The following is an 18223-nucleotide window of genomic DNA, read 5'->3' as shown; positions in this document are numbered from 1 at the left end:
GGGTGCGAAGTGATCGCGACCATGGTGCGCCGGCCGACGGAGAACCTGGCCGGTCCTGACGGACCGGCCCCCGCGGTGCGTTGTCGGGGCCGCGGCGCCCCGCCGGGTTATCGTCACGAAGATGAACGACGCCCGCACCCCCGAGGGACCCGTCACCTGCGCGCGCTGCGGCAAGACCGCCGACACCCTGCCGCTGACCTGGACCTGTTCGGTGGAGAACGGCCGCCGCACGTACTTCTGCGAGGACTGCGCCCGCGCCAACATCCGCGCCATCGAGGGCCGTCTCGACTCCTCCTGGTGGTGACGCCCCGGCCGCCCCCGGGCCGCCGCCCGTCCGCCGCTCGGCCGCCCTAGGGCGCGGGTGCCACGAAGCCCGGCAGCCACTCCTCCAGTTCGGCCCGCAGGCGCACCGTCGCGTTGAGCTGGCACAGCACCCCGATGGTGCTCAGCGTCACCCGGTGTATCAGCAGGTACGAAGGGGGCAGGTTCAGCTGCTTGCCCAACTGGTGGGCGGGGGAGCGGAGGTCGGCGATCCGGGCCGCCTGGGTGCGGATCCAGCTGCGGGTGAAGAGGAACGACTCCGCCTCGGCGGGTTCGATGATCGGCTTCAGGTACTCCAGGACCGCGTCCGGGTCGAGCACGACGGACTCCTTGACGAAGCCCTCCGCGCGCAGCAGCTCGTAGACCGTCTCGGCCTCGCCTTCGAGCGTCATCCGCAGACAGGTCCCGATCGTCTCCGGCAGGCCGCCCGGCAGCCGGTCCACGGTGCCGAAGTCGAGGACCCCGAGGCGCCAGCCCTCCGGCCCCTCGTCCTCGCCGGCGGCCGGCAGCAGCCGGAAGTTCCCCGGGTGCGGATCGGCGTGCAGCAGACCGGTGCGCGCGGGGCCCGAGAAGAGGAAGCGGGCCAGCAACTGGCCCGCCCGGTCCCGCTGCTCCTCCGTGCCGTCCGCGATCACCTCGGAGAGCGGGACCCCGTCCATCCACTCGGTCACGAGGATCTGCTCCGACTGGTGCACGACCGCCGGCACCACCACGTCGGGATCGTCGGCGAACTCCTCCGCGTGCTTCTGCTGGGCCTCCGCCTCCAGGGCGTAGTCCAGCTCCTCGGCGACCCGGTCCCGCATCTCGGTGATCAGCGGCTTGATGTCCATGCCGGGGACGAGCGGGCCGAGCAGCCGGGCGAAGCGGCTCAGCTGCGCCAGGTCGGAGAGCAACGCCTCACCGGCGCCCGGGTACTGCACCTTCACGGCGACCTCGCGCCCGTCGTGCCACACGGCCCGGTGCACCTGTCCGATCGAGGCCGCCGCCGCGGGCTTGTCCTCGAACTCGAGGAACAGCTCCCGCCATTCCTCGCCCAGCCGTTCGGCGAGGACGGCGTGCACCGTCCGCGTCGGCATCGGCGGCGCCGCGTCCTGGAGTTTCGTGAGCGCCGCCCGGTACGGGCCGGCCACGTCCTCCGGGAGCGCGGACTCGAAGACGGACAGGGCCTGCCCGAGCTTCATGGCCCCGCCCTTGAGCTCGCCGAGCACCTTGAACAACTGCTCGGCCGTGCGCTGCTGGAGCTCGCGGGCGACGATCTCCGCCGATCTGCCGCCGATCCGTTTGCCCAGGCCCCAGGTGGCCCGGCCCGCGAAGCCCAGTGGCAACGCGGCCAACTTGGCGGTCCGGGTGACCGCCTTCCGGGGAAGATCAGACATGCGCCCCTCCAAATCCCAGACTGCCGTGCCGCGCAGGGCGGTTACCCCGCCATTGTGTCCTGTGCTCCTCCGGCCGCGGAGGCGCGTACCCCCACTCGTCCGCGCGCTGCCCCGCAGGGACAGTCCGGGTGCGGTTCCAGACGCTCCGCCCGCCACTCGAGCAACGGCAGCGTCGCCTCCCATCGGGTGCCCGTGCTCGCCGGGAGACCGCCGTCCAGAAAGGCCAGCGCGTGGGCGGCGGCGAGGCCCGCCACCGCCGTCGCGAGGCCCAGGTCGCAGGCGGGCAGCGGATGCGGGGCGCCGGAGCGCCACTGGGCGAGCAGCCGGGGCCAGACCGGTTCCCGGTCGGTGCGCGCCTCCTGGAGACACCGCGTGCAGGCGGTGCCGCCCGGGAGCACGAGCGGCCCGACCGTTCCCGTCGCCTCCAGGACCCCGGCGTACAGGTGGGGGGTGCCGGTGGCGACCCACCGCTCGGCGGGGACGGGATCGGGGACGTACGCGCCGAGCCCGTCCCGAGGCGTCACCACGACGAGTGACACCCCGACCCCTCCGCTCGACGAGCCCGGTCCGCCGCGGCCGGGCCGCCAGCGGCCGACCAGGCGGCGGGCCGCCGTCGCCCGGCGCTCGCCGACGGACTCGGCCGGAAGTCCGCCCGGGGCGGTCTCCCAGGGCTCGACCCGGCCCGAGTCCACCACCTCGACCACGCCGACCCCCGCCGCCGAGAGGAGCGCCGCCACCGTCGCCCCCACCCGCCCGGCCCCCCGGACCTGGACGCGCAGGGCCCGCCGGGCCGCCAGGGTCCGTACCGCCCGCTCCGGCTCGGGGTGGACCACGGAGAGGGAGGCCAGATCGGCGCGGAGCGGATCGAGGGCCGGGTCGACCGGGCCGGCCGCCGGACCGGTCCTTCCGGGCCGTCCGGCCGCGGCGTCGGCGAGCAGCCCGGCCGACGCGAGGCGGCGGACGAGCGCGTCCAGGCGTCCGTCCGGCAGGCCGCGCGCCCGCGCCTCGGCCCGCAGCAGTTCGGTCCCGCGGGTGCCGTCGAGCAGTCCGAGCAGCGCTTCCGTGTCCTGGTCGACGGGGTCGAGCACCACCGCGTGCGCGGGGGTGACCCCGAACTGGACGCGGCGCAGACTCCGCCAGGCGCGCCGCAGCGCCGGTTTCACCATCGGATGCATTTCCCCGCCCCCGCCCTCGTCGTGATCCGCATTCCTGACCGACGACGTCGTGATCGACAACTCCAAGATCGACAACGGCTCTTTCGCCGTCCGAGGTGAGAATGCCCCGCCGTCGACACGGCCGCCGAAAGTTGTCCACAGGCGAGCGGATTAGTCATTCGAATGGTGCGGAGCAGGGCCGGATCGTTCCCGAAACCACTCCGTGGACGGGACTTCCCCCGCCGCCAGCGGGTAACGTCGGGGCCGTGCCCGCCGATCCACAGCGCAGCGTGACCGACTCCCCGCACCGCGGTGCGGGGACGAGTGCGGTCGAGGTCCGCAGAAGCCCACGGCGGAGGAGAACCGTCTCGGCCTACCGCGAGGGCGACCGGACGATCGTGCTCATCCCGGCCCGGATGTCCGAGGCGGAGGAGCGCCGCTGGGTCGGCGTCATGCTGGACAAGCTCGCCGCGCAGGAGAGCCGCAGCGTCCTCGGGGACCGTGAGCTGACCGAGCGGGCGACGCGCCTGTCCGAGCAGTACTTCGGCGGCCGGGCCCGCCCCCGCTCCGTGCGCTGGGTCACCAACCAGAACACCCGCTGGGGCTCCTGCACCCCCTCCGAGGGCAGCATCCGGCTCTCCCACCGGCTCCAGGGCATGCCCGAGTACGTCGTGGACTACGTCCTCCTGCACGAGCTGGCCCATCTGCTCGTCCCCGGCCACGGCCCCCGGTTCTGGCGGCTCCTGGAGGCGTACCCCCGCACCGAGCGGGCGCGCGGCTATCTCGAGGGCGTGGTCGCCGCCGAGCGGCTGCCGCACCTCCCCGGCGCCCGCGAGGAGTGACAGCGCCGGTACGCGCGCGGGAGCGGGTTTCCCGATTCCGTACCGAAAACGACCTGCCCTGTCTCAATGTCGTACTCAGCGGCTAGCCTGGCGCGAGCAATCGCCATTCGGGATGGGGGACGGTCGTTACGCATGGCCAGGGAATTCCAACGCGGCCACAAGGCCAAGATCAGTGATCTCACCGCGGGAACCGATCTGTACGTGGGCGTGCAGATCGCGGCACCCGGGTTGACCTTCGACATCAGCTGTTTCGGGCTCGACGCGGAGGAGCGGCTCTCCGACGACCGCTACTTCGTCTTCTTCAACCAGCCGAAGACTCCCGAGGAGTCCGTCCAGCTGCTCGGCACGCAGTCCGGCGACACCGAGTCGTTCCGCGTCACCCTCGACCGCATCCCCGCCTCCATCCACAAGTTGTCGTTCACCGCGACGATCGACGGCGCCGGCCAGATGTCGCAGATCGGCCCCGGGCACCTGCGGATCGTGGCGGGCGGCGAGGAGGTCGCCCGGTACTCCTTCACGGGCGCGGAGTTCAGCACCGAACGCGCGGTGATGCTCGGCGACTTCTACCTGAAGGACGTGTGGCGGTTCGCCGCCGTCGGCCAGGGCTTCGACGGCGGCCTCGACGCGCTCCTGCGGAACTTCGGCGGCGAGGTCGCCGAGGAGGAGCCGACCGCGCAGCAGCAGGCCGCGGCGCCCGGCTTCGCCCCGCCGCCGCAGGCGGCGACGCCCCCGGCGTTCGGCGCACCCCCGGCCCCGGCCCCCGCGCCGGCGGCTCCGGCTGCCGCCCCGGCCGCCGCTCCGGCCCCGGCCGCCCAGGCCCCGGCGCCCGCCCCGGCTCCGGTCACCCCGGCTCCGGCCGAGGACGGCGCCTACGTCACCCCGCTCGTCCGCAAGCTCGCCACCGAGAACGGTGTCGACCTGGCGGCCGTCAAGGGTTCGGGCGTCGGCGGCCGTATCCGCAAGCAGGACGTCCTCGCGGCCGCCGAGGCCAAGAAGGCCGCCCCGGCCGCCGCCGCCGCTCCGGCAGCCGCGAAGGCCCCGGCCCTCGAGGCGTCGCCGCTGCGCGGTCAGACCGTCAAGATGACCCGCATGCGCAAGGTCATCGGCGACAACATGATGAAGGCGCTGCACGGCCAGGCCCAGCTGACCTCGGTCGTCGAGGTCGACATCACCAAGCTGATGAAGCTGCGCACCCGCGCCAAGGACGCCTTCGCCGCCCGTGAGGGCGTCAAGCTGTCCCCGATGCCGTTCTTCGTGAAGGCCGCGGCCCAGGCGCTGAAGGCCCACCCGGTCATCAACGCCCGGATCAACGAGGACGAGGGCACGATCACCTACTTCGACTCCGAGAACATCGGTATCGCGGTGGACTCCGAGAAGGGTCTGATGACCCCGGTCATCAAGGGTGCGGGCGACCTCAACATCGCCGGCATCTCGAAGAAGACCGCGGAGCTGGCCGGCGCCGTGCGCGCCAGCAAGATCACGCCGGACGACCTGGCCGGCGCGACCTTCACCATCTCCAACACCGGTTCGCGCGGCGCGCTGTTCGACACGATCATCGTGCCCCCGAACCAGGTCGCCATCCTGGGCATCGGCGCCACCGTGCGCCGTCCGGTCGTCATCAACCACCCGGACCTGGGTGAGACGATCGCGATCCGCGACATGACGTACGTCGCGCTGTCCTACGACCACCGTCTGGTGGACGGCGCCGACGCCGCCCGCTACCTGACGTCGGTCAAGGCGATCCTGGAGGCCGGCGAGTTCGAGGTCGACCTCGGCCTGTAGGACGTACGCCGAAAGGCAACGTAACGAGCCTCACCTGCGGCGCCCCCGTCCGGAAGTGTTTCCGGGCGGGGGCGCCGCCGTATTGTCTAAGGGTCAACACTCCCCGAGGAGCCTTCATGACCGTCCCCGTCGTCCACTCGCTGCGCGAACAGATCCGCGAGCACATCGTGGAGGGGATCGTCAGCGGCCGCTGGAAGCCGGGCGAGCGGATCGTGGAGCGCCGGATCGCGACCGAGCTGGAGGTCTCCCAGACCCCCGTCCGCGAGGCGCTGCGCGAGCTGGAGTCGCTGCGCCTGATCGAGTCGGCGCCGAACAAGGGCGTCCGGGTCCGCAACCTGACCGCGGCCGACCTGGAGGAGAGCTACCCCGTGCGCGCGGGTCTGGAGCAGATCGCGGCCGAACTGGCGGCCCGCCGCCTGGCGGCGGACTGCTCGACCCTCGAGCCGCACGTGGCGGCGCTGTACGAGGCGGACGCGACCTCCGACGGGACGGCGCAGGTACGGCACACGGTGGCGTTCCACCGGGAGTTGGTGAAGGCCGCGGGGAACGGCGTACTCCTGCACACCTGGGAGACGCTGGGCATCGAGGTCTTCACGGCCCTGTCGATCCGCTGGCTCGGCACGGTCCAGAAGTCGTACGCGGAGGAGCACCAGGAGCTGGTGGAGGCCTTCCGCCGGGGTGATCCGAACATCGGGGCGCTGGTGAAGGCGCACGTGCTGGGCTGCGCGCCGAGAGCCTGACCCGGATCTCCACACACAGATCCCTCAGCCCAGATCTTTAAGCACAGATGTACGCACAGTGAGCGGGTCCGCCGTCCGGCGGGCCCGCTCATTCGTGCGGGCACCTACTCAGAAAACGGCTCCCACCTGCGAAAACAAGCCCAAAAGTAGGCACCGGGTGCCCTGTTTCGCGGCACCCTGTGCCGACTTTCTCGATCTGAAGAGGTTTTCTCCTTCAACCCTTTGATCGATCATCGATCGGCGGCTTACAGTCTTCGGCGGGCCGCTACCCGGCCCTTCGCCCTGTCCTGCCAGACAAGGCACCCCTTCTTCACCCCCACCTGTCCGGAAGGCGGCGATCATGACCGATCCCGTAGGCAAGATTCCGAGCGAGCTCGACCAGCTCCCGGACCGTGACACCGAGGAGACCGCCGAGTGGGCGGCCTCCCTGGACGCCGTCACCAAGGCCGCCGGCCCCCACCGGGCCGCCTACCTGATGCGCCGCACGCTCCAGCACGCCGAGGGCGCGGGCCTCGCCCTGCCCAAGCTCCTGGAGACGGACTACGTCAACACGATCCCGACCTCCGCCGAGCCGACGGGCGCCGCGTTCGACGGCGACGAGGACATGGAGCGCCGGATCACCGCCTGGAACCGCTGGAACGCGGCGGCGATGGTCTCCCGCGGCTCCAAGTACGGCGTCGGCGGCCACATCGCCACCTTCGCGTCGGCCGCCTGGCTGTACGAGACCGGCTTCAACCACTTCTTCAAGGGCAAGGACTCCGGAGACGCGGCCGGTTCCGGCGACCAGCTCTACATCCAGGGTCACGCCGCCCCCGGCATCTACGCCCGCGCGTTCCTGGACGGCCGTCTGAACGAGGCCCACCTCGACAACTTCCGGCAGGAGTCCGGCGGCAACGGCCTGCCCTCCTACCCGCACCCGCGCCGCCTCCCCTGGCTGTGGGAGTTCCCCACCGTCTCCATGGGTCTCGGCCCGCTCTCCGCGATCTACCAGGCGCGCTTCAACCGCTACCTGACGAACCGCGCCATCAAGGACGTCTCCGCCTCGCACGTGTGGGCGTTCCTCGGTGACGGCGAGATGGACGAGCCCGAGTCGACCGCGGCCCTCGCGCTGGCCGCCCGCGAGGGTCTGGACAACCTGACCTTCGTCATCAACTGCAACCTGCAGCGCCTCGACGGCCCGGTCCGCGCCAACTTCAAGATCGTGCAGGAGCTGGAGGCCCAGTTCCGCGGCGCCGGCTGGAACGTCGTGAAGTCGCTGTGGGGCAACGCCTGGGACGAGCTGTTCGCGCTCGACACCACCGGCGCCCTCGTCCGCCGCCTCCGCGAGGTGCCGGACGCGCAGGTCCAGACGTACCAGACCCGCGACGCCGCCTACATCCGCCAGGACTTCTTCGGCAAGGACCCGGCGCTCGTCGCGATGGCGCAGCTGCTGAGCGACGACAAGATCCTGGAGTGCTTCCACCTCTCGCGCGGTGGCCACGAGCCGCGCAAGGTGTACGCCGCGTACAAGGCCGCCGTGGAGTTCAAGGGCGCGCCGACGGTCATCCTCGCGCAGACCGTCAAGGGCTTCACCCTCGGTGAGGGCTTCGCGTCGAAGAACGCGAACCACCAGATGAAGAAGCTCTCGAACGACGAGTTCAAGAACATGCGGGACCTGCTCGACCTGCCCATCTCGGACGCGCAGTTCGCCGACGGCCAGGTGCCCTACGGCCACCCCGGCGCCGACTCCCCCGAGGTCCGCTACCTCCAGGAGCGCCGCGCGGCCCTCGGCGGCCCGGCCCCGGCCCGCCGCACCCAGCCGCTGGCCCCGCTGCCGGCCCCGGCCGAGAAGGCCTTCACCGCCTTCGACAAGGGCTCCGGCACGCAGTCGATGGCCACGACGATGGCGTTCGTGCGCCTCGTCAAGGACCTGATCCGCGACAAGGAGACCGGCAAGCGCTGGGTCCCGATCGTCCCGGACGAGGCCCGCACCTTCGGTATGGAGAGCCTCTTCCCCTCCCTCGGCATCTACTCGCCGAAGGGGCAGACGTACGAGCCGGTCGACCGCGACCAGCTGATGTACTACAAGGAGGCCGTCAACGGCCAGATCCTCAACGAGGGGATCACCGAGGCCGGTTCGATGGCCGACTTCATCGCCGCTTCCACCGCGTACTCCACGCACGGCGAGGCGATGATCCCGTTCTACATCTTCTACTCGATGTTCGGCTGGCAGCGGACCGCCGACCAGATGTGGCAGCTCGGCGACCAGCTCGGCCGCGGCTTCCTCGTCGGCGCCACCGCGGGCCGTACGACCCTGACCGGTGAGGGCCTCCAGCACGCCGACGGCCACTCGCCGGTGATCGCGGCGACGAACCCGGCGGCGCTCACGTACGACCCGGCGTTCGCCTACGAGGTCGCGGCGATCGTCAAGGAGGGTCTGCGCCGGATGTACGGCGAGGCCGCCGAGGGCGAGGACCAGAACGTCTTCTACTACCTCACCGTCTACAACGAGCCGATGCCGCAGCCGGCCAAGCCGGCCGGGATCGACGAGGGCATCGTCAAGGGCCTCTACCGCTTCAACACGGCGGAGTCGGCCGGTCTCGACCTCCCGGCGAACGCCGCGCGCATCCAGCTCCTCTCCTCCGGTACGGCCATCCACTGGGCCCTGGAGGCGCAGAAGCTGCTCGCCGCCGAGTGGGGCGTGGGCGCCGACGTGTGGTCCGCGACCTCCTGGACGGAGCTGCGGCGCGACGCCCTGGAGGCCGACGCGGCGCTGCTGCGCGGCGAGGAGCAGGTGCCGTACATCCGCAAGGCCCTTGAGGGCGTGGACTCCCCGGTCCTCGCCGTCTCCGACTACATGCGCCAGGTCCCCGACCAGATCGCGCAGTGGGTCGAGCAGGACTGGTCCTCGCTGGGCGCCGACGGCTTCGGCCTCTCGGACACCCGTGACGCGGCCCGCCGCCACTTCGGCGTCGACGCCCAGTCGATCGTCGTCGCGGCGCTCGCGCAGCTGGCGCGGCGCGGCGAGGTCCAGGCGACGGCCGTGAAGGAGGCGCGCGAGCGCTACGGGCTGTAGGGAGGGCCAGGGCTTTCCTGAGCCGAGGGGCCGTGTCCGTACCCGGTGGGTACGGAGGCGGCCCCTCGGTCGTTCCGGGGCCGGCCCGTCAGGCGGGGCCGTCAGGCGGGGCCGTCAGGCGGGGCCGGAAGCCGGTTCCCGCATGCCCGACAACGTGCGGTGGATTGCTTCGAGCTCGCGGAGGGCGGCTGCCCGTTGTTCGGCGAGGGTGCCGAGCGGCTGGTACTTGCTGTCCGCCAGGATCACGCCGATCGCGGTACGAAGGTCCGCCAGTCCGGCCAGCCGCCCCTCCACGTCGACCCGGGCCGCCGCGACGAGGGCGTCCGCCTCGGCCCGAGTCGTCGCGAGGAGGTCGTCCGCCTCGGCCCGCGTCGCCTCAAGCAGGGCGTCCGTCTCGGCGCGCGCGTCTGCCAGCACGGCTCGGGCCCGGCCCTCCGCGTCCGTACGCAGCTTCACCGCCTCCAGACGGAGCTGCTCCGCGCGGTGCTCGATCTCCCCGAGCCGCTCCTCGGCCTTGGCCTGGCGGGCGGCCAGGTCCTGCTCCGACTGCCGGCGGCGCTGCGCCAGGTGCGTCTCGAAATCCGCGGCCGCCTGCGCCGCCTTGGCCCGCCTCTCCTCGAACAGGGCGTCCGCCGCCCGGCGTTGGGCCTGCGCGTGCCGTCGGGCCTCGTCGAGGATCCGGTCCCGCTCGGTGGCCACGTCGCCCGTACCGGAGGGGGCCGGAGCGACGGCGACGGGCCCGGACAGTGCGCGGAGCCGGGCCAGGACCGCCGCCGCGGAGGTCGGCCGGTCGGCGGGTTCGCGGGCGAGCAGGGCCATGACGAGCGCGCTCAGCTCGGCCGGGATGAGGGGGTCGTGGTGGTGCGGCGGGACCTCCGTGCCGTGCAGCTTCTGGTTGATCAGGCCGAGCATGTTGTCGGCGGCGAAGGGCGCGCGGCCGGTGAGGGTGAAGTAGAGCACGCAGCCCAGGGAGTACAGGTCGGTGCGGTGGTCGACGGTCCGCTCTCCGAGTGCCTGCTCGGGCGACATGTAGAGCAGTGTGCCGATGGCGACGCCGGTGCCGGTGAGGCCGCCGGTCCTGAGGGTGTCCCCGAGGAACTTGGCGACGCCGAAGTCGAGGATCCTGAGGTCGCCGTCCTCGGCGAACATCACGTTGTCCGGCTTGATGTCCCGGTGGACGATCCGACGTGAGTGGGCCGCTTCGAGGGCGCTGGCGAGCTGCCGCGCCCAGGCGACGGCGACGTGCCAGTGCGGACGCTGCTCCTGGACGGCCCGGGTGAGGGTCTGGCCGGTCAGCCGCTCCATGACCAGGTACAGCGCGCGTTCGCCGTCGATCTCGGTCGAGCCGCAGTCGTGTGCCGTGACCGTGTACCGGCCGGGCAGGCTCGCCGCCGAGCGGATCTCGCGGCGGAAGCGCAGGAAGGTCTCCTCCTCGCCCATGTCCGGCAGCGCGGTGACGAGTTTGACCGCCACGTCCCGCTGCATGCGCCGGTCGAGGGCGCTCCACACCTGCCCCATCCCGCCGCGCCCGAGCCGGGTCTCCAACTCGTACCGCCCGTCAAGCACCGTCCCCCGCATCGTGCCCCTCCCCGATGGTCCCTCAGGCTCCATGCCCCCTGGCGCCCAGTATGGGTGGCAGGGTGGGGGGTATGCGTGCCGCCCGGCTGATCAAGATGGTCCTTCTGCTCCAGTCCCGTCCGTCGATGACGGCGGCCGAACTGGCCGAGGAGTTGGAGGTGTCCGAACGGACCGTCACCCGTGACGCCCTCGCCCTCTCGGAGGCGGGGGTTCCGGTGTACGCGGACCGGGGCAGGGCCGGCGGGTACCGGCTCGTCGGCGGGTACCGTACGCGCCTCACGGGCCTGGCGCGCGGGGAGGCCGAGGCGCTGTTCCTGTCCGGACTGCCGGGTGCGCTGCGGGACATGGGCCTGGAGGACGCGGCGTCGGCGGCCCGGCTGAAGGTGTCGGCGGCGCTGCTGCCCTCGCTGCGCGACGCCCCGGACTCGGTGGCGCAGCGCTTTCTGCTTGACGCGCCGGGCTGGTACCAGGAGCCGGAGACACCGGAGCTGCTGGCCCCGGTCGCGGAGGCGGTCTGGGACGACCGGACGATCGCCGCCCGCTACCGGCGGGGCGACCGTGAGGTGGAGCGGGAACTGGCCCCGTACGGCCTCGTCCTGAAGGCGGGCGTCTGGTACCTGTGCGCGCGGTCCGGTACGGCGTTCCGCACCTACCGGGTGGACCGCTTCGCGGCGGTGGCCGTGGGCGAGGAGCGGTTCGTACGGGACGAGGGTTTCGACCTGGCGGCCTTCTGGGCCGAGCGGTCGGCGGAGTTCGCCCGTTCGCTGCTGCGGGCGGAGGTGGTGGTGCGCCTGTCCGAGGCGGGGGCGCGGCGGCTGCCGTACGTGACGGACCGGCTGGCGGCCGAGGAGGCGCTGGCGGACGGGGAGCCGGCCGGGGCGGGCGGGGTGACCGTGACGCTCCGGGTCGAGAACGAGGAGGTGGCCTTCGGGCAGCTGCTCGTCCTCGGCCCGGAGGCGGAGGTGCTGGCCCCGGACTCGCTCCGCGCGCGGTTCGCGGAGGCGGCCCGGGGCCTGGCGGAGCTCTACCGGTAGTCGTCCGGGCGGAGCTCTACCGGTAGTCGCCCGCGGAGCTCTACCGGTAGTCGTCCGCGGACGCGTTCTCGTCCGTCTCCTTGGCGATGATGAAGCCCCAGCCGTCCGGCCGCGATCCGTCGGCGTCCGTGAAGCCGTACTCCTTCGCCAGTTGCCCGCTGGAGAGCGACTGCCCGTTCCAGCGCGCCCGGTCGGGGTCGGCGGCGAGGGCGGCGACGGCCCGGCCGACGTAGACCGGGGACTCGGCGACGGCGAAGTCGGGCACCTTCTCGGTCGCGTCCCGCCAGTTCTCCTCGGTCACACCGAAGTGGTCGAGCATCTGCTCCGAGCGGAGCCAGCCCGGCGTGATGGACACCGCGGTGCCGCCCACCTGCTTCAGGTCGTGGGAGAGCGCGAACGCCATCCGGATCGGGGCGTTCTTCGCGAGGTCGTAGTAGATGTTCTCCCGGTACCGGGTGCCGTTGTACTCGGCCGTCCCGTCGGTGACCTCCACGACGAGCCCGCCCGGATTCCGGATCAGCAGCGGCACCGCGGCCGCGCTGGTGACGAGGTGGGTCTTCACGCCGAGCTCCAGCATCCGCAGCCCGTCGGCGAACTCCACCTCCCAGATCTTCTTGCCGAACCCGGCGATGACCAGGTGCTCACCGCCCCAGACGTCGTTGACCAGGACGTCCAGGCGGCCCTGCTCGCGGTCGATCCGGTCGACGAGCGCCTTGACCTGGTCGACCTCCAGGTGGTCGGTGGGTACGGCGATGCCCTCGCCGCCGGCCGCCGTCACCAGTTCGGCGGTCTCCTCGATGGTCTCGGTCGCCCGGCCGACCTCGCTGAGCTTCTCGCGGGTGGTGCGGCCGGTGACGTACACGGTCGCGCCGACGGCTCCGAGCTGGACGGCGATGGCCCGTCCGGCTCCTCGGGTGGCGCCCGCGACCAGGCAGATCCGTCCGTGCAGCGGCTTCTTCTCAGTCGTCATGGGAACCAGCGTGGCAGGAAAGTACGACACCCTCTGTCCGGATTGATTTCGGGGTTTCCGGGTGCGTCGCCTCCTCCGAGCCACGATGCTGGTCCCGTGATGGACGAGACCGAGTTCTGGCAGATCATCGACGCCACCCGCGAGGAAGCCGAGGGCGACCCCGAGGAGCAGGCGGATCTGCTCGTGGAACGGCTGACCCGGCTGGACCCCGACTCCGTGCTCGACTACGCACGCCATTTCGAGGCCCGCTACAACCGCGCGTACCTCTGGGATCTGTGGGGCGCGACGGCCGTGCTGTTCGACGGGGCGGGGGACGAGACCTTCGACTCGTTCCGCTGCTGGCTCATCGGCCAGGGCCGGGAGGTGTACGAGGGCGCGGTGCACGATCCGGACGCGCTGGCGGAGCTGCTCGGCGACTTCGACGTGGAGATCGACGGGGACGGTGAGGAGATCGGCTTCGCGGCGGACGAGGCGTACGAGCGGCTGACCGGCGCCGAGACCCCCGACCTGGGCATCCCCATGCCGGGCGGGGAGCCGCTCGGCACCCCCTTCGACCTGGCGGACGACGACACCCTCGCGAGCCGCTTCCCCCGGCTGTGGGAGCGGTTCGGAGCGGGGTAGGGCGGGGGGCGGCCGGCCGGTGAGCGTGCTCGCCGGCCGATGGACGTGGGGCGGTGCGTCCGTCAGAAGTGCGTTCCGCCGTCGACGCGGATCTCGGTGCCGGTGATGAACCTCCCGTCCTCGCTCGCCAGCATGGCGACGACACCCGCGACGGTCTCCGGTCCCGCGAAGCCCTGGCCGAGGGCGGGGGCGAGCTTCGCGAAGAGGGTCCAGTCGGTGTCCTCGGGCAGGCCGGGGCCGACGCTCTGACGGCTGGCGCCCGAGCCGTCGGTCATGCCGGAGGAGATGGAGCCGGGCTGGACGGCGGTGAAGCGGATGCCCTGCTTGGCGTACTCGGCGGCGAGCGCGTGGGTCATGGACTGGATGCCGCCCTTACTGGCCGCGTAGGCCGCCATGTAGGGGTGGGCGAACATCGCGGAGGTGGAGGAGAAGTTCACGACGGCCGAGCCGTTGCCCTCCAGGAGAGCCGGGATCGCCTCGCGGATCACGAGGAAGGTGCCGGTGAGGTTGATCCGTATCACCTGCTCGAAGGAGTCGAGGCTCGTCTCACGGGTGTGCGAGGAGCGCAGCACCCCGGCCGCGTTGACCAGGACGTCCAGGCCGCCGAGCGCCTCGACGGCGGCGGTGACACCGGCGCGTACCGAGGCCTCGTCGGCGACGTCCACGACGACGGTGGTGAGGCGCCCGGCCGCGTCGCCCGCCTTGGCGACGGTGTCCTTGAGGCCGTCCTCGCTGATGTCGGCGGCGACGACCCGGCCGCCCTCGGCGAGCACGCGGAGCACGGTGGCCTGGCCGATGCCGGAGCCACCGCCGGTGATGAGGGCGCGGCGTCCTTCGTAACGGGTCAGCTGGTTCATGGCGTCAACCTTTCGTTGTCAAGCGGTGCGGAACGCTGCCACCGTACGCCCAGGTGGCACGTTTTGCCATAGTTGCACGTCGTGCACTTCTGGCGGGCGCGGGCGTACGCTTCGTACGGTGAGCACCAAGCCCGAGGGCGCCACGCCCCCCACCCGGACGCTGACGGAACGCCGCAAGGCCGCCACCCAGCTGGACATCGCGCGCGCCGCCGCCGAGCTCTTCACGGAGCGCGGCCCCGACGGCACCACGGCAGAGGACATCGCCCTGCGGGCCGGGGTCGCGCTGCGCACCTTCTACCGGTACTTCCGCTCCAAGCAGGACGCCGTGGCCCCGCTGCTCGCGGGCGGCGCCGACCGCTGGCGGGAGATCCTCGCCGCGTCGGAGCCGGGCGCGGGCCTGCCCGAGGCCCTGGAGCGCTCGATCGCCGCGTCGCTGACCCCGGCGGACGCGGCGGGCGAGGAGGGCCTGCGCTGGACGCGCGGTCTGCTGCGGGCGGCCGCCGAGGACCCCGCGCTGCGGGCCGTCTGGTACCGGGTCAACCAGGAGTCCGAGGAGCGGCTGCGCGAGGTCGTCGCCGGGCTCGCCGGGCCGGACGCCGACCCGCTGGAGGTACGGCTCGCGGCGGCGGCGGCCACCGACGCCATCCGGATCGCCCTGGAGGCCTGGGCGGAGACGGACGCTCCGGCGCGCGGCGAGGGAGCACCGGCGGAGCTGGCGGTCCGCTGCCTGCGCGAACTGATGGGCGGGATGAGGCTGTTGCACCCGCGGACGAGCTGATCAGGCGGTCAGGTGGACAGGCGGGGTGGTCAGGCGGTCAGTGACCGGCCCATGAGGACGTCGTCCACGGACACCCCGTCGAACAGGAACTCGCCCGGCAGCACGCCCTCGACCACGAAGCCCTCGGAGGCGTAGAGCGCCCGGGCCGGGGCGTTGTGGCCCAGGACCCGGAGGGTGATCCGGGCGGCGCCGTCCGCGCGTGCCTTGTCCATCGCGGCCCGCAGCAGCGCCCGCGCCACGCCCCGGCCCCGGGCCGTCCCGGCCACGACGAGGCCCTGGATCTGGCGTACGTGGGCGTTGGACGCGAGCGGGGTCGGCGGCACCACTCGGACGTAGCCGACGACGGTTCCGCCGTGCACCGCGACGAGGTAGTCCTCGGGCCGGTGGCGCTCGTCGAAGAAGGGCTCGTACGGCGGGACGGGCGCGGGCAGCACCGCGTGGAGGGGCGACCAGGTGTCCCGGTCGAGCGCGCCGAGGGCGTCCTCGTCGCCGCCCGCGGCCCGGCGTATCAGCGTCTCCGACACCTTCATGCCAGCCACTGTGCCATGGGTACGACCGGGGAGGGCAGGATGGCCCCATGCAGCGTTCCGCCACCCGCAAGCGAGTCGCCGTCACCGGGGCCACCGGGCTCATCGGCTCGGCCCTCGTCCGCTCCCTGCGCGCCGACGGCCATGACGTCCTCCGGCTCGTCCGCCGCCCGGCCCGGACGGCCGACGAGGTCGAGTGGGACCCCAAGCGGCTGTACGTCGACGCCGCCGGGCTCGTCGGCGTGGACTCCGTCGTCCACCTGGCGGGCGCCGGGGTCGGCGAGCGCCGGTGGAACGAGGCGTACAAGCAGGAGATCCGCGACAGCCGCGTACTCGGCACGACGGCGATCTCCCAGGCCCTCGCCTCCCTCGCGCAGCCGCCGGAGAGCCTGGTGTGCGGCACGGCGCTCGGGTGGTACGGGGACACCGGCAGCCGCGCGGTCGACGAGAGCGCGCCCTCGGGCACGGGTTTCCTGCCCGAAGTCTGCGTGGAGTGGGAGGCGGCGGCCGCCCCCGCCGAAGAGGCGGGGATCCGGGTCACGTACGCCCGCACCGGCCTGGTGGTGGCGCGCGAGGGCGGGGCCTGGGGGCGGCTCTTCCCGGTCTTCCGCGCCGGGCTCGGCGGGCGGATGGGCGACGGCCGCCAATACTGGTCGTTCATCTCCCTCCACGACGAGGTGGCGGCGCTGCGCCACCTCGTCGACACCCCGTCGCTCTCGGGCCCGGTGAACCTGACGGCCCCCGACCCGGTCACCAACCGCGAGGTGACGGCGGCGATGGGCCGGGTCCTGCGCCGCCCGACCCTGTTCACGGTGCCCGCGCCGGCCCTGAGGGTGGTGCTCGGGGACTTCGCCCAGGACGTGCTGGGTAGTCAGCGGGTGCTGCCGGGGCGGCTGTTGGAGACCGGTTTCGACTTCGCGTTCCCGACGATCGAGGACTCGATCAGGGCGGCGGCGGGCTGAACGCGGCGCCTGCCACTCCCCTTTGGCCCGTCGGCCTCCGCGCCCCTGCGCTCCCCCGTGCCGCACGCACCCCCGGTGCGCGCGGCTGGCACCCGCGGGGCCGCTGCCTAGGCTCGACCCGAACCGCGAACTCGGGCATTCCGGGGGCTCGTTGGGGGCATAGGCCTCCCACCGGCCGCGCCGACCTGGGGAGGGGCACGTGCTCAGCAGCGCAGACAGCGCAAGGAACGCACAGCGTACGGACGTCGTGGAGGCCGCGGAGGCCGTCGACGTCGTCATCGTGGGAGCCGGGGTCGCGGGGCTCGCGGCCGCCCACCGGCTGACCCGCGCGGGGCTCTCCGTCGCCGTCCTGGAGGCGGAGCCCCGGATCGGGGGCCGGCTGGCGACCGAGGCCGTCGACGGGTTCCTGCTCGACCGGGTCGGGCCCGTGCTCACCCTGTCGCAGGAGGAACTGCGGGCGACTCCGGGGCTCGACGGCCTCGTGCTGCGCCCCTTCGCCCCGGGGGCGGTCGTGCACAGCGACGGCCGGTACGCGCGGTGGGGCGCCCCGCATCCGCGGCGGGCCGTCGGAACGGCCAGGGGCGGGGGGCCCCGGAGCGTGGGGGGAGCGTTCAGCGTGGCGCGCGCCCTCGCGAGCGCCCCCCGTCATCCGGCGGCCTCGCTCGACCAGGCGCGGCTCGGCGCCTCCCTGGTCCGGCTCGCCGCGACGCCGACGCAGCGTCTTCTGGCCCGGCCCGAGCGGACGGCGCGCGAGGCGCTCACGGCCCGGCTGCCCGCCAGGACCGTACAGGGGGTGCTGCGGCCGCTGCTCGCGGCGCTGCTCGGCGACCCGGACCTCGGGGTGTCGAGCCGGCACGCGGACCTGGCGCTCCGTGCCTTCGCCCGGGGCTGGGCGGCCGTCCCCGAGGGCGGCTCGGGTTCGCTTCCGGAGCGGCTCGCCGCCGCGCTGCCGCCGGGGACGGTCCGTAATGGTGTACGGGTCACGGAGGCGTCCATCGCGCGGGTGACGACGGCGGAGCACGGGGTGTTCCGGTGCCGTTCGGTGGTGCTCGCGACGGGGGCGCGGACGGCGGCCGCGCTGCTTCCGGGCCTGCGGACGCCCGCCTTCCACGCCGTGACGGTGCTGCACCACACGGCGCCCGTGGCGCCCACGGGGGAGCCGACGCTGCTCCTTGAGGCCGACCCGGGCGGGCCGGTGGCGCACACCGCCGTGATGAGCGCGGTCGATCCGCGCCGGGCGCCGGAGGGCCGGGCGCTGATCACGTCGACGGTACTGGGAACGCCGCCGGACGACACCGAGCGGCGGGTCCGCAAGCACCTCGCGACGCTGTACGGGACGTCGACGGACGAGTGGGAGCTGCTCGGACTGCACCACACGCGGGACGCGTTCCCTGCGATGACGCCACCGCACGACGCGGACCGCTCGGTCCGGCTGCTCTCGGGCCTCTACGTGTGCGGCGACCACCGCGCGACGAGCACGCTCCAGGGCACCCTCACGTCGGGCACGCGCGCCGCCCAGGCCCTCCTGAGGGACCTGGGCGTCCGCGCCCGCCCGGAGGAGAGGGCATACGGGGAGGCGGCCTGACCCCACTGCCGGGCCACCGAGGCCCGCCGGCCGGGCCGGGG

16 protein-coding genes are annotated in these 18223 nt (G+C 73.1%); 10 read left to right on the top strand and 6 right to left on the bottom strand.

What is annotated here, in order from left to right:
- Positions 1–121 precede the first annotated feature (121 nt).
- Positions 122–304 carry a hypothetical protein gene (locus tag ABT034_RS30700; RefSeq protein WP_351220343.1) on the top strand — a complete coding sequence of 61 codons (183 nt, stop codon included), beginning with the start codon at positions 122–124 and terminating at the stop codon, positions 302–304.
- 46 nt (positions 305–350) lie between these two features.
- Here the strand turns inward: ABT034_RS30700 and ABT034_RS30695 are convergent, their stop codons facing one another.
- Both ABT034_RS30695 and ABT034_RS30690 read right to left on the bottom strand, forming a co-directional pair.
- Positions 351–1697 (bottom strand): ABC1 kinase family protein, encoded by a 1347-nt coding sequence (locus tag ABT034_RS30695; RefSeq protein ID WP_351220342.1) that lies wholly within the window; start codon positions 1695–1697, stop codon positions 351–353.
- 41 nt (positions 1698–1738) lie between these two features.
- Positions 1739–2872 carry a ThiF family adenylyltransferase gene (locus ABT034_RS30690; protein WP_351220341.1) on the bottom strand — a complete coding sequence of 378 codons (1134 nt, stop codon included), beginning with the start codon at positions 2870–2872 and terminating at the stop codon, positions 1739–1741.
- 245 nt (positions 2873–3117) lie between these two features.
- On the opposite strand from ABT034_RS30690, the gene ABT034_RS30685 reads away from it, so the two are divergent.
- From ABT034_RS30685 to aceE, 4 genes are all read left to right on the top strand, one after another.
- Positions 3118–3693: a M48 metallopeptidase family protein gene (locus ABT034_RS30685; RefSeq protein WP_351220340.1), complete on the top strand. Its 576-nt coding sequence runs from the start codon at positions 3118–3120 to the stop codon at positions 3691–3693.
- Between the two features lie 132 nt (positions 3694–3825).
- Positions 3826–5475, top strand: coding sequence for a 2-oxoglutarate dehydrogenase, E2 component, dihydrolipoamide succinyltransferase (gene sucB, locus ABT034_RS30680; RefSeq protein WP_351220339.1), 1650 nt, complete (start codon positions 3826–3828; stop codon positions 5473–5475).
- A gap of 116 nt (positions 5476–5591) precedes the next feature.
- Positions 5592–6215: a GntR family transcriptional regulator gene (locus tag ABT034_RS30675; protein ID WP_351220338.1), complete on the top strand. Its 624-nt coding sequence runs from the start codon at positions 5592–5594 to the stop codon at positions 6213–6215.
- 340 nt (positions 6216–6555) lie between these two features.
- Entirely contained in the window at positions 6556–9270 is a 2715-nt protein-coding gene (aceE, locus tag ABT034_RS30670; protein WP_351220337.1) for a pyruvate dehydrogenase (acetyl-transferring), homodimeric type, read from the top strand.
- Between the two features lie 114 nt (positions 9271–9384).
- Here the strand turns inward: aceE and ABT034_RS30665 are convergent, their stop codons facing one another.
- A complete protein-coding gene (locus tag ABT034_RS30665) occupies positions 9385–10848 on the bottom strand; it encodes a serine/threonine-protein kinase (protein ID WP_351220336.1) in 1464 nt (487 codons plus the stop codon).
- Positions 10849–10919: 71 nt separating this feature from the next.
- Here ABT034_RS30665 and ABT034_RS30660 point away from each other — a divergent pair, with 71 nt between their 5' ends.
- Positions 10920–11882, top strand: a complete 963-nt coding sequence (locus tag ABT034_RS30660; protein WP_351220335.1) for a helix-turn-helix transcriptional regulator — start codon at positions 10920–10922, stop codon at positions 11880–11882.
- Between the two features lie 40 nt (positions 11883–11922).
- On the opposite strand, the gene ABT034_RS30655 is transcribed toward ABT034_RS30660, so the two are convergent.
- Positions 11923–12852, bottom strand: coding sequence for an SDR family oxidoreductase (locus ABT034_RS30655; protein ID WP_351220334.1), 930 nt, complete (start codon positions 12850–12852; stop codon positions 11923–11925).
- 99 nt (positions 12853–12951) lie between these two features.
- Between ABT034_RS30655 and ABT034_RS30650 the strand changes: the two genes are divergently transcribed.
- The gene (locus ABT034_RS30650; RefSeq protein WP_351220344.1) at positions 12952–13473 is read left to right on the top strand and encodes a DUF4240 domain-containing protein; all 522 of its coding nucleotides are present in this window, start codon (positions 12952–12954) and stop codon (positions 13471–13473) included.
- Between the two features lie 62 nt (positions 13474–13535).
- Here the strand turns inward: ABT034_RS30650 and ABT034_RS30645 are convergent, their stop codons facing one another.
- Positions 13536–14330 carry an SDR family NAD(P)-dependent oxidoreductase gene (locus ABT034_RS30645; RefSeq protein WP_351220333.1) on the bottom strand — a complete coding sequence of 265 codons (795 nt, stop codon included), beginning with the start codon at positions 14328–14330 and terminating at the stop codon, positions 13536–13538.
- A 118-nt stretch (positions 14331–14448) separates the two neighbouring features.
- Here ABT034_RS30645 and ABT034_RS30640 point away from each other — a divergent pair, with 118 nt between their 5' ends.
- A complete protein-coding gene (locus ABT034_RS30640) occupies positions 14449–15108 on the top strand; it encodes a TetR/AcrR family transcriptional regulator (protein ID WP_351220332.1) in 660 nt (219 codons plus the stop codon).
- A gap of 29 nt (positions 15109–15137) precedes the next feature.
- Here ABT034_RS30640 and ABT034_RS30635 read toward each other — a convergent pair whose 3' ends face one another.
- Positions 15138–15638, bottom strand: coding sequence for a GNAT family N-acetyltransferase (locus ABT034_RS30635; RefSeq protein ID WP_351220331.1), 501 nt, complete (start codon positions 15636–15638; stop codon positions 15138–15140).
- 47 nt (positions 15639–15685) lie between these two features.
- Between ABT034_RS30635 and ABT034_RS30630 the strand changes: the two genes are divergently transcribed.
- A complete protein-coding gene (locus ABT034_RS30630) occupies positions 15686–16597 on the top strand; it encodes a TIGR01777 family oxidoreductase (protein WP_351220330.1) in 912 nt (303 codons plus the stop codon).
- A gap of 199 nt (positions 16598–16796) precedes the next feature.
- A complete protein-coding gene (locus tag ABT034_RS30625; protein ID WP_351220329.1) occupies positions 16797–18182 on the top strand; it encodes an NAD(P)/FAD-dependent oxidoreductase in 1386 nt (461 codons plus the stop codon).
- Positions 18183–18223 lie beyond the last annotated feature (41 nt).

This window comes from Streptomyces sp. NPDC002773 (assembly GCF_040295605.1).
Taxonomy (GTDB): Bacteria; Actinomycetota; Actinomycetes; order Streptomycetales; family Streptomycetaceae; genus Streptomyces.
This window is presented reverse-complemented; position numbering and strand designations above follow the sequence as displayed.

Bases quoted from the DNA above. Each gene is read 5' to 3' on its own strand.
- ABT034_RS30700 (WP_351220343.1), top strand. From the start codon at position 122: ATGAACGACGCCCGCACCCCCGAGGGACCCGTCACCTGCGCGCGCTGC.
- ABT034_RS30695 (WP_351220342.1), bottom strand. From the start codon at position 1,697: ATGTCTGATCTTCCCCGGAAGGCGGTCACCCGGACCGCCAAGTTGGCC.
- ABT034_RS30690 (WP_351220341.1), bottom strand. From the start codon at position 2,872: ATGCATCCGATGGTGAAACCGGCGCTGCGGCGCGCCTGGCGGAGTCTG.
- sucB (WP_351220339.1), top strand. From the start codon at position 3,826: ATGGCCAGGGAATTCCAACGCGGCCACAAGGCCAAGATCAGTGATCTC.
- ABT034_RS30675 (WP_351220338.1), top strand. From the start codon at position 5,592: ATGACCGTCCCCGTCGTCCACTCGCTGCGCGAACAGATCCGCGAGCAC.
- aceE (WP_351220337.1), top strand. From the start codon at position 6,556: ATGACCGATCCCGTAGGCAAGATTCCGAGCGAGCTCGACCAGCTCCCG.
- ABT034_RS30665 (WP_351220336.1), bottom strand. From the start codon at position 10,848: ATGCGGGGGACGGTGCTTGACGGGCGGTACGAGTTGGAGACCCGGCTC.
- ABT034_RS30660 (WP_351220335.1), top strand. From the start codon at position 10,920: ATGCGTGCCGCCCGGCTGATCAAGATGGTCCTTCTGCTCCAGTCCCGT.
- ABT034_RS30655 (WP_351220334.1), bottom strand. From the start codon at position 12,852: ATGACGACTGAGAAGAAGCCGCTGCACGGACGGATCTGCCTGGTCGCG.
- ABT034_RS30650 (WP_351220344.1), top strand. From the start codon at position 12,952: ATGGACGAGACCGAGTTCTGGCAGATCATCGACGCCACCCGCGAGGAA.
- ABT034_RS30645 (WP_351220333.1), bottom strand. From the start codon at position 14,330: ATGAACCAGCTGACCCGTTACGAAGGACGCCGCGCCCTCATCACCGGC.
- ABT034_RS30635 (WP_351220331.1), bottom strand. From the start codon at position 15,638: ATGAAGGTGTCGGAGACGCTGATACGCCGGGCCGCGGGCGGCGACGAG.
- ABT034_RS30630 (WP_351220330.1), top strand. From the start codon at position 15,686: ATGCAGCGTTCCGCCACCCGCAAGCGAGTCGCCGTCACCGGGGCCACC.